The organism is Bacillus cereus group sp. MYBK101-2 (assembly GCF_051918845.1).
Taxonomy (GTDB): domain Bacteria; phylum Bacillota; class Bacilli; order Bacillales; family Bacillaceae_G; genus Bacillus_A; species Bacillus_A paranthracis.
In genome coordinates this window covers 702,857-715,943 of record NZ_JBQAIE010000002.1, presented here as the reverse complement: position 1 = coordinate 715,943, position 13,087 = coordinate 702,857, and the positions used below count along the sequence as shown (strand labels likewise).

Here is a 13,087-nt window from a genome sequence, read left to right as displayed (position 1 = left end):
GTTTTAAAATATTTTTCAATTCTTTATTTTACGGCTTTATTGATTGTTGTTAATTTAACATCTTTACTTTTTCTGCCTCGTCAATCCAAAAAATGTTTCACTGACCGAAACTAACGTATACACAATAATTAATGTGATCGTTCGGAATATAGAATCCGCAGTATTTCTTATTATTTTCATTTTCTTTGTAATTCCTTTCAGTTTACTTGCAAATTCATGATATACTATAGCATTCAAGCAGTTTGTTTTCCTTAAAGCAAACATAGTCATTTATAAAGAGTATTTTCTAAATCATTGACTATTATCAAATTAGATTTTTATATAACGGAGTGATTATATGAGTAAAACGAAAGCAAAACCGAAAAAAGGTGTAGGACAAGGTACAGGAAGTAAAGGGTGGAACCGTTGGCAATCAAGTGCAAAGAAAAAGAAAGCTGCAAAGCCATACAAAAGTAAAGGTACAAAGAAATAACATTTAGTTTCTTTACTTTGTACAAAACAAAATATAATTATTACAACGAAAAAGCTATGCCCTCATATATTTGAAGGCATAGCTTTCTTTATTAGATCATTAAAATATCTCGAATTTCTTCTTCCGTGATTGATGATAATTTCTCTTCTCCTGGCTCAATCACTTCAGCAATTAAATTTTTCTTACTCTCTTGCAGTTCGTGCATTTTTTCCTCAATGGTTCCGTGTGCTACTAATTTAATAACTTGTACTGTATTTTTTTGCCCCATTCGATATGCCCGATCTGCTGCTTGTTGTTCAACAGCTGGATTCCACCATAAATCGTATAATATAACCGTATCGGCACCTGTTAAGTTAAGACCTGTACCACCAGCTTTTAAAGAAATGAGGAATAGGTCCCCTTCTCCTTCGTTAAATCGATTACATAGTTCTACACGTTCTTGCGAAGGTGTATTCCCGTCTAAATAAAAGTATGGAATTGCTTGACGATTTAATTCACGACCAATAATGGACAGCATCTTCGTAAATTGAGAAAAGATTAAAATTCTCTTACCAGTACTTCTACATTCCTCTAATATGTCTAACAGTTGCTCAAATTTAGCTGAACTTCCCTTGTAATCATCAACGAATAAAGCGGGATGACAACAAATTTGTCGTAATCTCGTTAAGCCGGCTAAAATTCTAATTTTATTTTTACGTAACGTATCTTTGTCCAAATGCTTTAATGTTTCTTCCCTTAATTTCGCTAAGTAAGCAGCATATAGTCTCTTTTGATCTGGTAATAACTCCGATGACTGTAAGTGCTCTATTTTATCTGGAAGCTCCTGTAATACATCTTCTTTTAGTCGTCTTAATACGAACGGTTTTACGCGCTTCGCAATATCTTCACGCCTTAAATCACCGAATTCTTTTCTTCCTGGTAATAATTCTGGAAATACGACGTGAAAGATAGACCATAGCTCTTCTAATGAATTTTCTACAGGCGTTCCCGTTAGTCCGAAACGATATTCAGCTTGAATTGTTTTCACTGCTCTTGCAGTTTGCGTTGTCGGATTTTTAAACGCCTGTGCTTCATCAAGAAATAGTGTATGAAACGGCCTCGCATACGATCTTACATCTCTTCTCAGTAATGGATATGACGTAATTACGACATCAAATTCTGCTACATCTTTTAAGATTTTTCGCCGTTCTGTCTGATTTCCATCTGCAATAACTGCTCTAATATGTGGAGCGAATTTTTTCAATTCACTAAACCAATTATAAACAAGCGAGGACGGTGAAACGACTAATATAGGCAGCTTCTTCTCTCGAATTTCAGACAGAACAGAATCTATATAAGCAATACTTTGCAGCGTTTTTCCAAGTCCCATATCGTCTGCTAAAATACCGCCAAAACGGTAATAGGCGAGTGTCTTCATCCACTCAAATCCGTATACTTGATACTCTCTCATTACAGCATGTAAAGTTTGTGGCACTGTAAACTTTAATTTTTTCGGATTTTGAATACTTTCCACTAGATCTTGCACAGACTCATCTAAACTTAAAACATTACCTTCATGAAGTCCGTTCATCCATTTTACACTCCGAATAAGCGGAACATTCACTTCTTCCCCACGTAAAAATTCTTTTCGAATACCTGATTCTTTTACAAACTGATTAATTTCATTAAACTCTTTACTCTCTAGTGATAATAAAGAACCATTCGCTAATCGGTAATATTTACGTTTCTCTTCCAGAGCGACTAATACTCCTTTAATTTCCGCTTCCGGTATTCCTTTTATATCAAAACGAAATGATAACCAATCAATTCTTTCTTTTCTTCTCACTCTAATAAGTGGCGCTGTATCCCCTTTATGAATACGTAATTTGATTGCTGTTGTCGCGTAAATATCAACTAAACCTTTTAACGTTGGAACAATGTGATATAAAAAGTTATACTCAGCTTCTTCATTATGCATAAAGTAGCCACCTTCTGTTTTCGCAAAAGCACTTTCACTCATAATGTCTAAAATCTCTTTTTCCTTTTTCTCATCACGATTAAAAACAGAAGGTTGCCCGTCTTCTTCTAGCGGATTAATCACGACGTTTCCATAATGGAATTCGAGCCCTGCTAGCAAACGATTTTTTACTCGATCTAAATACAGCTTTGCTTTTAGCAACGGCGTTTCAACACGATCGGATATTACTTCATCAATGCGCACTGTTCCAAGTTTCATTAATCCAGGCACAACTTTCGCTACGAAATGTTCCATCTTATTTTCAGGAATATAAAACTGATTGCTATTTGAGCGACTCATCATCTTTTGTAATTCAATAAGTCGCATACAATCTTCCATGGGTAAATGATATAATTTCCCATCGTAAAGAGCGTTGTTATACATCTCCATAACTCGAACACGATTTAGACCGTCTATATGAAGGGTAAACCCGCCATTATTCCCTTTCGTAAACTCAAAATGTAATGGCAATAACCCTTTTGAAATGTGTAATCCCTGAAACAGTTGCTCATTTTGTTTTAGCTGTACATACTCGGCTCTAGAAAGTGCAGAGAGCATATCATTCCACGAAGCTGGCGGTATAAATATCATACTTTCATCTTGTTTCGCATGTACTTCTAGTGCATCTTCATACATTTTTTCATTATGATATATTTTAATGAGTTGTTGTATAATCGCGTCTGTTTCTTGTTTAAAACTGTGTACATCTGGCGTATATGTAAATTCATTGGAACAATGAAAAGTCTCTCTCTTCTCCACTTTAGAAAGAAATTCTCTAATATGATTTATAAAATATGTTTTCGCAAGTTTTAACTGAATTCCAAGAAGAGCCCCACCGCTTTTCGTCGCTACTGGTAAACATATAAACGCAACATCTAATATTTCACGTGTATCAAACCGATGTTGTTTACTTTTTGGCCTCAGTGGTTTATCTGCAAACAACTGAAACATCCCGTTTGTTAATTGATCATTTTTACTACTAACAGGGCCCATTCCACCCGTTTGCTGGTTATAATTTATTTGTATTAGTACGGCTGCAACATGTTGACAGTACGTTTGAAAAGACGCTAACGAAGGACAACTACATCTCGCAACAACATCACCTTTCTTAGCTTTTTCTACTGTAACATGAAAATCTTCGTTCCCTTTTACCGTCGCCTCGCAAATTTCTTTCGTTTCATCATAGTGATTGACGATTACTTTATTTGATTTATAATAAGCTTCTCCTCTTTTATATGAGGTTTCTCCGCAAACTTCTTTAATAATCGATTTATTTAATGTAAAACTCATTGTTTTGACACTTCCTTAATGTAAAACCATTTTCTCTTACTTAACATTTTACATGCTTCACGAGAAAATATAAAATGTTGATTTAACAAAAAAAGATGCTTATTTATAAGCACCTTTTCACTCTATCTCCATCAGTCGTTTCGCCTCAAAATACAACACTTGAATAAATTTTTTCGTATTAATTCGTATATGGCCAGAAGTCGCTACCCCATCCTTTGTCATTTCTGTCATCCGTTTTCTAACTACAGTGAAATCAAAAAACTTCGGAGCATAGCTTTCAAATTTCGGATTTGAAAAGTCTGTTAGTCCAAGGGAAGCTAAATGGTTTAATGATTGATAAATTGCTCTTCTTACACGTTGTTCAGATGCTTTTTTCTCCTTCTCTATATCTGCATCTGAAGCTAGTTCCCCTAATTTTTTCAGTGTAATTTGGTGGAAAATATCTTTTAACGCAGGAAATCCAAATTCAAATGTTTGTGCCTTTTCTTGTCCATATAAATATTCCAGCATACTAAGTAAATCTTTACTTCCATTCTCTCCCGCAATACCGAGTTCTGATAGTAAGAAGCGTCCTGAATCTGATATCTTTTTCCCTTCTTGCACTGTTTCACTACGCATTTGCGGCTTTTCCCACTGAAACACATTATTCAATGATTTTTGAATGTCATATATAGAACGTTCCAAACGAATACGTTCTATCACTTTTCGTACAACAGATACTACTTCTATTTTGTTTAGTGGTTTTGTAATATAATATTCCACACCAAGTGTATATGCCTCACCAATGAGCTGTTTCGATTCAACTTGGGAAATCATAATAATTTTCCCAGTAAATGAAGATGCTATATGGCGAACTGTTTCAATGCCGTCTCTCATCGGCATTAGTAAATCAATAAATAAAATGTCCACTTTTTTATAATTTAACTGTTCTGCTTCAATAAACGCTCCATCTTCCGATTCTCCAATTACTTCCCCAAGATCGCCATCCTCAATAATTTGCGAAAGCATCGAACGGAAAACTTCATCATCATCTACAATATAATAAAACAAACCTATTCCCCTTCCCGCTTTAAACTGCACTCCGGTAAACAAACGATAAACTTACACCCGTTCCCATTTTCATTGTCTTCTAACCTTACTGCTCCGCCGAGCTCTGTTACCATTTCATCTATGTAAGAAAGTCCAATACCTGTGGACGGTGTTCCTGTTTGATCATACTTTGAAGTAAACCCGGGCTTAAATACTAATTTCTTATACTTTTGTGCGATACCTGGGCCATCGTCAATCACTTCAAAGATTACATTTTTTTCTCGTTTATATAACTTAATACGAATGAGACCTCTATCTTCAATTGCTTCAACTGCATTCGCAACTAAGTTATTAAAAATTGATAGCACTGTATACACGTGATATGCAGCGTGTTCACCTTCTATATGTTTAGAAAAACGTATATCTTTCTCTAACATTTCAGCATACTTTTCATTTATTCTTACAATCATTTCTGTAAGCTCATGACCTTCTACATACTCAGCCACATTTTTATCTAATAACAGTTTAGATAATCCTGCAAAAATCCTTTGATTATCCTTTTTTATTTCGTGCACTTCTCCTGCTATTTTCAATGCTGTTTTACTGCTGGAATCATCATTCGCTTGTAAATTCCGATATAATTGATACGCTTCTTGTGTAATTAATTCTGCATTTTGTAACGTTTTTTTCAAATGAACAGATTCTACATATAAATTTGAAAGGTGCATGAACATTTTTTCATTTTCTTTTCGAACTTGTGATTCTTTTAATTTCGTTTCATATAAATTCATCATATTTAAAAAGCCAAGTGCAAAGAAGCTACGGAAAATAGCAATAATGATGAGTTTATTTACTTCAGAAATTGTTATTGTTGTACCTAGTACTAACATGTGATAAAACGCAAGTTCCGACATACTTGCAACAATTTCAATTGAAATTCCAAGGCACCCAATAACAATTGGCTTCTGATGAAACTTATTCACCCTACAAAGTGAAAAAAGACTTCCATAAATAAAATAATAAAAGAACACAGGATAACGCAAATAAAATGATTGTGTCATATGAAATGAGCCTTGCATGACCCAGTCAAGGCATACGCGGAATAAGACTACACATATACCGACAAGAATACCTGCAGCAGCTGCTGGTATTCTTCTTAAAAATAGTAATAAAAAGAAGAATAACGGCGTCCCAAAGCTAACCCGAAACGTATCATTAAAAGGATGAAAATTAAGCTCTCCTGCAATCGGAACAACTACCATTAATATAATTAAAAGGGATATATCTTTCTTCCATAATTGATTCCAACTCAAAGGTGCCACTTCCTATACTCTTTTTTCAGTAATAAAAGTGAAAGCCCGCTTATATTATAAACGGGCTTTATTTCTATATTCTAACCTTTTCTACCGCTTTTATTTGGCGATACTCAGGCTCCCAGATTGCTTCTTTCACTGCAATCTTAATATCGTTATCACTTAAGTTCTCTCTAGCTACACCTTCTGCAACAGCAACTTTCGCTACTTCAATTGCTACCATTTCCGAGATATTACGTAATTCTTCAACTTCTGGCAAAATAGGTGCTCCTGGCTGACTTGTGTCCACCATACTTGCAACTGCTTCAGCTGCTGCTGCGAACATTCCATCCGTCATAACGCTTGCACGTACGACAATTGTTCCAAGACCAAGACCTGGGAAAATAAGTGCATTATTTGATTGTCCAATCACATACGTTACACCGTTATATGTAACTGGTTCAAATGGACTTCCTGTTGCAACTAACGCTCTTCCTTCTGTCCACTCGATTAAATCGCCTGGTTTTGCTTCAGCAAGTGGCGTCGGATTCGACATTGGTAAAATGATTGGTCTTTCTACGTGAGAAGCCATTTCTTTAATAATTTCTTCTTTAAATGCACCAGCAACAGTTGATGTACCGATTAAAATTGTCGGTTTCACATGTTTCACAACTTCAGCAAGTCCGATCACACCATTTTGTTTCCACTCACTTACTTCCGCTTCTTTTCTTGCATACGGAATTTGGAAATCAAGAAGATCTTCCATATTATCTGTAACTAATCCGTTACGATCAATACACCAGAAACGCTTATATGATTCTTCTTCTGATACGCCTACGCGGACCATCGCATCTCTAACTTGATCTGCGATACCGATTCCAGCCGTACCAGCACCAAACACAACAACGCGGTGTTCACTTAGTGGTACACCCGAAGCTTTCACTGCCGATAGCACAGCAGCAAGTGAAACTGCACCTGTACCTTGAATATCATCATTAAACGTACAAATATCATGACGATATTTATCTAGAATTTTTCGTGCATTTCTAGAACTAAAGTCTTCCCAATGTAAAAGTGCTTTCGGGAATTGCTTACTTACCGCTTGTACAAACGTATCAATAAATTCATCGTAAGCTTCACCAGTTATACGAGGATGACGATTTCCAATATAAAATGGATTGTCTAATAATTCTTCACGATTTGTACCTACATCTAAAATTACCGGTAATACGCGGCTAGGATCGATTCCAACTGCGGCTGTATAAACAGCTAATTTTCCAATTGCGATGTTAATACCACCAACGCCCCAGTCACCAATTCCTAATATACCTTCTCCATCTGTTACAACGACTAAATCAATATTTTCTGCTGTTGCACCAATATTGGCAAACGCTTCTTCAATACCTGACGGATCGTTAATTGATAAATACACACCTCGTGGTTTACGATATTCATGACTATATCTTTGAATCGCTACACCAACAGTTGGTGTATATACGATTGGTAACATTTCGCGTAAATGATCTGTTAAAATACGATAAAATAATACTTCATTTCGATCATGTAACGCTGTTAAGTATACATTCTTTAATAAATCATCCGGCTGAGAACAAAATTGTTCGTATGCTCGGCGTGCTTGTTCTTCCAATGTTAAAACTGCTGGCGGTAATAACCCTTTTAAACCTAATTCTTCTCTTTCTTCTTGCGTGAAAGCGACCCCTTTATTTAAAAGCGGTGTTGATAATACTTCTACTCCTCTTAATGTCGTTTCTAATGAACCATTAGAAGCTACTGTAAACTTGCTCATAACATCCCTACCTCTATTCATATATAGCATTTCTATATTGTAAACAAAAAAGAGGGGCTTGTCCCCCCTCTTCTTTTAATTTTTCTTTAAAAGAGTTGCTCCTGCAATCCCTGGGTGTGTCATTTCGAATGGATCTAGAATTAATTCTAAGTCTTCTTGTGACAGTACACCATTTTTCACACAAAGTTCTCGAACGGATTGCCCTGTCGCGATTGCTTCTTTCGCAACGCGAGCTGCTGCTTCATAACCGATATGAGGGTTCACGGCTGTAATAATTCCTACACTCTTCTCAACATACTCTTTTAAGCGATCTTCATTCGCTTCAATTCCTTTTAAGCAATTGTCTGTAAAGGCACGGAAACCGTTATTCATAATGCTAATTGATTGAAGTAAGTTGAAAACAAGTACTGGTTCCATAACGTTTAATTCTAATTGTCCTGCTTCTGAAGCAAGGCAAATTGTATGGTCGTTACCAATGACTTGGAACGCAATTTGATTAATTACTTCTGGCATAACAGGATTTACTTTTCCTGGCATAATAGATGAACCTGGTTGACGAGCTGGTAGCATAATTTCCGCTAAGCCAACGCGTGGACCTGATGCCATTAAGCGAAGGTCATTTGCAATTTTAGACATATTCATCATACATACTTTAAGTGCTGCTGATACTTCTGTGTATGCATCCGTATTTTGCGTTGCATCTACTAAGTCTTCTGCACCAACAAGTGGTAGTTCACTAATTGCAGCTAAATGTTTTACAACTGCTTCAATATATTCTGGATCTGCATTTAAACCTGTACCAACTGCAGTTGCCCCCATGTTCACTTCATATAAGTGTTGACGTGATTGCTGAATTCGTTTCATATCACGTTCAAGTACACGAGAGTATGCTTTAAATTCTTGTCCAAGACGAATTGGCACAGCATCTTGTAAATGTGTACGACCCATTTTAATCACATGATCGAACTGTTCTGCTTTTAATTCAAATACATCGTGCATATAACCCATCGTTTGTAATAAACCTTCTAATGCGTTTAATGTTGCGATATGAATCGCCGTTGGGAATGCATCGTTTGTTGATTGTGCCATGTTTACATGACTATTTGGACTAATATAATGATAGTCTCCCTTTTCCATCCCTAATAATTCAAGCGCACGATTGGCAATGACTTCATTTGCATTCATGTTCATTGAAGTACCTGCTCCGCCTTGGATTGGATCTACAATGAAATGATCATGCCATTTTCCATCAAGAATTTCTTGAGCAGCTTCTGCGATCGCGCCGCCCTTGTTCAATTCCAATCTTCCTACATCTGTATTCGCAAGCGCTGCAGCTTTTTTTACAACTGCGAACGCTCTAATTAAACCTTCATGGATTTTGTATCCTGTAATTGGGAAGTTTTCAACTGCACGCATTGTTTGTACGCCGTAGTATGCATAGTTTGGTACTTCTTTTTCACCTAAAAAATCTTTTTCAATTCGAACACCATTTTTAACTTCAGTTAATGTTGCCATGATTATTCACTCCTTAACGATTTCTTATGCTGCTTTTGTTTCTTTGACTGTTTCTACATATTGTTTTGCTTTCTCATTATCGAATTCGCCTTCCCACTTCGACATAACAATGGCCGCTAATGCATTTCCTAATACATTGACAGATGAGCGAATCATATCTAAAATGCGGTCAATTCCCGCAATTAACGCGATACCTTCTAGTGGTAACCCCATTGAACCTAACGTTGCTAATACAACAACGAACGATGCACCTGGAACTCCCGCCATACCTTTGGATGTTAACATGAGAACGAATAATAACGTTATTTGCTCTGTCAGTGACATGTGCACACCGTACATTTGTGCAACAAACAATGCCGCTAACGCTTGATAAATAGCCGATCCAGTCAAGTTAAATGTATAACCTGTCGGAATTACGAAAGAGGCAACTGCCTTTGGACAACCGAACTCTTCCATTTTTCTCATTATATTAGGTAAAACAGCTTCTGAACTTGCTGTCGTAAATGAAAGAATTAGTTCTTCTTTTAAAATTTTCATTAATGTAAAAATATTTACGCCAACCATTCGTGCATTAATACCTAATACAATCACAACGAATAGTATAACAGTTACGTATACAGCTAGCACTAGTTTTCCTAAAGGAAGTAATGTTGCTACACCAAATTTTGCAACTGTAACCGCAATTAATGCGAATACACCAAATGGTGCAAATTTCATAACTTGATTTGTAACCCAAAACATCGCTTCGAGTACACCTTCAAAGAAGTTAAAGACAGGCTTTCCTTTTTCCCCAATTGCCGCAACTCCTAAACCGAATAATACTGAGAAGAAAATAATTGGTAATAAGTCACCTTGTGCAATCGATTCAAATACGTTTTTTGGTACAATGTGAACAATTGTATCAGCAAAACCTTTCTTCTCGGTTGCATCGGCTGTTTGTTTATAAGAAGAAATATCACTTTGCTGTAAGTTATTCATATCAACGCCAGTACCCGGTTGGAATATATTTGCCGCAAGTAATCCCATTAAAATAGCAATCGTCGTAATAATTTCGAAATAAAGAATTGTCTTACCGCCCAGTTTCCCAAGCTTTTTCATATCTCCTACACCAGCTACTGCAACAATTAATGCTGAAATAACAATTGGTACTACAATCATCTTAATTAAGTGAATAAATATATCCCCAATTGGTGTGATATAAGAAATCGCCGTTTTATTGCCATAAAAGACTGCCCCTACTACAATCCCTAAAACAAGCGCGACAAAAATTTGTGTTGCCAATCCGAATTTTTTCATTTATGTTCATCCCCTTCATGCGAACGCTTTCAATTTGAATTTATAAAAGCTACTCACACATCTTATAAGCGAACCTACAAAATCATACAAAAACCTACAAGTTCGTCACAAAAAATTCAAATATTTTTCTTCTTTTTTTCATTGACACCATTTTGTTAAAAAACTATAAAATATACTTGATAAGTAATCAGATTGTTTCGTATAATCAAAAAGATATATACTTACAACAAATCAAAATGAAAAGGAGTGGATGATATGAAAAATTATGTGCAAAAATTCGTTCTATCTTCTTCTTTTCTTTTTCATTTTCTTAAAAAGGAACAAAGGCATTTGCCTTTGTTCCTTTTTTATTGCGATCTATATAGGGGGAATTGTTATGAGGCCATATAAACGTGTCTTAATTAAATTAAGCGGCGGTGCACTTGCCGATCAAACCGGAAATAGCTTTAACTCCAAACGATTAGAACATATCGCAAACGAAATTTTATCCATTGTTGATTTAGGTATCGAAGTATCCATCGTCATCGGTGGCGGGAACATTTTTAGAGGTCATCTAGCGGAAGAATGGGGAATCGATCGTGTAGAAGCTGACAATATCGGTACGTTAGGTACAATCATTAACAGCTTAATGCTACGCGGCGTTTTAACAAGTAAAACAAATACAGAAGTGCGCGTTATGACTTCCATCCCGTTTAATGCTGTAGCTGAACCATACATTCGCCTACGTGCAGTCCACCATTTAGATAACGGGTATATCGTTATTTTTGGAGGTGGTAACGGGCAACCGTTCGTTACGACAGATTACCCAAGTGTTCAAAGGGCTATTGAAATGAATAGTGACGCCATATTAGTTGCAAAACAAGGAGTCGACGGCGTTTTTACTAGTGATCCAAAGCATAATAAATCAGCAAAAATGTATCGAAAACTAAACTATAACGATGTTGTTAGGCAAAACATTCAAGTAATGGATCAAGCTGCTTTATTGCTTGCCCGTGATTATAATTTACCAGCACACGTCTTTAACTTTGATGAGCCTGGAGTAATGAAAAGAATTTGCTTAGGTGAACATGTGGGGACGTTGATTAATGATGATGCTTCATTGCTTGTGCATGAAAAATAATTATTTCCCATCAAAAAAGGGCGTCTTTTCTAGACACCCTTTCTTCCTTTATCATCACAAATAAAAATCAACCCATCCCGCAAATTTCTCCTTACAACGATCCCAAAAAGATAACTTCTCAAAAAATTCTTTCCTCATTTCTTTTGAATCACGAAAATCCTCTGTTAACGCCTTATTAACTTGCCCTACAATAGGACCGCCATGAATATAAAAATTCATTTCATCATTTATATTGAAGCTACGCGAAGTAAAGTTTGTTGTGCCAATAACGGTTAATTCATTATCAATAAGCATTAATTTTCCATGGAACATTCCTTTTTTATACCCATATACAGTAATCCCATTATTAACAGCTTGACGTATATATGGATACGCCGCTTCTTTTATAAGAGGTAAATCTGGTTTATATGACCAAAGTATTTTTACTGTAACACCACGCTTTTGTGCTGCAATTAAAGCATTCATTGATTCTTTATTTTTCGCTATAAAATACGGCGTTGCAATTACAATGGAGTGCTGAGCTTGTTTAATGAGCTCTATATATTTTTCAGCAACGTAATGCCCATTGTAACTCGTCATAGTATGTAATGTATTCCCTTTACTAGCTTTATTCGTACTCCTCTTTATCTCTTCTTTCGTATCTCGTTTCCAATCTAAAGCAAATTGTTCTTCTAAATCTTTTGCGCCTTCTCCTTTTATCCGTACATGATAGTCTCGCCAGTACCCAAAGTGTTTATCTTTCCCTAAGTACTCATCCCCTATATTAAAACCACCCGTATAACCAATCTCCCCATCAATTGTCGTAATACGGCGATGATTACGATGGTGAAGTGAATAAAACCCGAATGGTAATTTAGGTTTTCTACTATATGTAAAATGTACACCACTTTCCCGCAATTCGTTTATCATCTTTCTTTCGAATGATAAATCATTAATACGATCAACGGATAAATAGACGTTTACTCCTTCTTTTGCCTTTTCTTTTAATAAGTTTAAAAAAGTATGGCTACTTTTATCATCCGACAAAATGAAGAAATACGTGTAAATGGAGCTTTTGGCTTCTCTTATATCAGTAAATAATTGTTTATAAAAAGACTTCCCTTCTACATATAATTGAAAATCACTATGATGAGGTGCATACTCTGTCGGCATGTTTTCCACAGCTTCCATTTTCCTACCTAAAGTAACATCAATATGCATCCAAATTACAATAAAAACAACAATAGCAATAATAATAGAAGTAACTCGTAATATTTTTTTTATCATTTTG

The 13,087-nt window shown here is 35.8% G+C and carries 10 protein-coding genes; 2 read left to right on the top strand and 8 right to left on the bottom strand.

The features are described from left to right. Positions 1–63: 63 nt before the first annotated feature. Positions 64–237 carry a hypothetical protein gene (locus ACTFSI_RS09080; RefSeq protein WP_041184099.1) on the bottom strand — a complete coding sequence of 58 codons (174 nt, stop codon included), beginning with the start codon at positions 235–237 and terminating at the stop codon, positions 64–66. A gap of 100 nt (positions 238–337) precedes the next feature. Between ACTFSI_RS09080 and ACTFSI_RS09075 the strand changes: the two genes are divergently transcribed. Then, on the top strand, positions 338–472 hold the full coding sequence (locus ACTFSI_RS09075; protein ID WP_000047591.1) for a DUF3934 domain-containing protein: 135 nt from the start codon (positions 338–340) through the stop codon (positions 470–472). Positions 473–563: 91 nt separating this feature from the next. Here the strand turns inward: ACTFSI_RS09075 and ACTFSI_RS09070 are convergent, their stop codons facing one another. From ACTFSI_RS09070 to ACTFSI_RS09045, 6 genes are all read right to left on the bottom strand, one after another. Beyond that, a complete protein-coding gene (locus ACTFSI_RS09070) occupies positions 564–3,758 on the bottom strand; it encodes a DEAD/DEAH box helicase (protein WP_000011071.1) in 3,195 nt (1,064 codons plus the stop codon). A gap of 117 nt (positions 3,759–3,875) precedes the next feature. Beyond that, on the bottom strand, positions 3,876–4,808 hold the full coding sequence (locus ACTFSI_RS09065) for a response regulator (RefSeq protein WP_044790484.1): 933 nt from the start codon (positions 4,806–4,808) through the stop codon (positions 3,876–3,878). Between the two features lie 2 nt (positions 4,809–4,810). Continuing rightward, entirely contained in the window at positions 4,811–6,109 is a 1,299-nt protein-coding gene (locus ACTFSI_RS09060) for a sensor histidine kinase (RefSeq protein WP_440045339.1), read from the bottom strand. A gap of 64 nt (positions 6,110–6,173) precedes the next feature. After that, positions 6,174–7,886: an oxaloacetate-decarboxylating malate dehydrogenase gene (gene malS, locus ACTFSI_RS09055; RefSeq protein WP_440045338.1), complete on the bottom strand. Its 1,713-nt coding sequence runs from the start codon at positions 7,884–7,886 to the stop codon at positions 6,174–6,176. Positions 7,887–7,961: 75 nt separating this feature from the next. Further along, on the bottom strand, positions 7,962–9,401 hold the full coding sequence (aspA, locus tag ACTFSI_RS09050) for an aspartate ammonia-lyase (protein WP_000224205.1): 1,440 nt from the start codon (positions 9,399–9,401) through the stop codon (positions 7,962–7,964). A gap of 24 nt (positions 9,402–9,425) precedes the next feature. Then, on the bottom strand, positions 9,426–10,697 hold the full coding sequence (locus tag ACTFSI_RS09045) for a cation:dicarboxylate symporter family transporter (protein ID WP_000713288.1): 1,272 nt from the start codon (positions 10,695–10,697) through the stop codon (positions 9,426–9,428). Between the two features lie 376 nt (positions 10,698–11,073). On the opposite strand from ACTFSI_RS09045, the gene pyrH reads away from it, so the two are divergent. Beyond that, entirely contained in the window at positions 11,074–11,817 is a 744-nt protein-coding gene (gene pyrH, locus ACTFSI_RS09040) for a UMP kinase (RefSeq protein ID WP_001248063.1), read from the top strand. A gap of 54 nt (positions 11,818–11,871) precedes the next feature. Here the strand turns inward: pyrH and ACTFSI_RS09035 are convergent, their stop codons facing one another. After that, positions 11,872–13,083 (bottom strand): phospholipase D-like domain-containing protein, encoded by a 1,212-nt coding sequence (locus ACTFSI_RS09035; RefSeq protein ID WP_440045337.1) that lies wholly within the window; start codon positions 13,081–13,083, stop codon positions 11,872–11,874. Between the last annotated feature and the right edge of the window lie 4 nt (positions 13,084–13,087).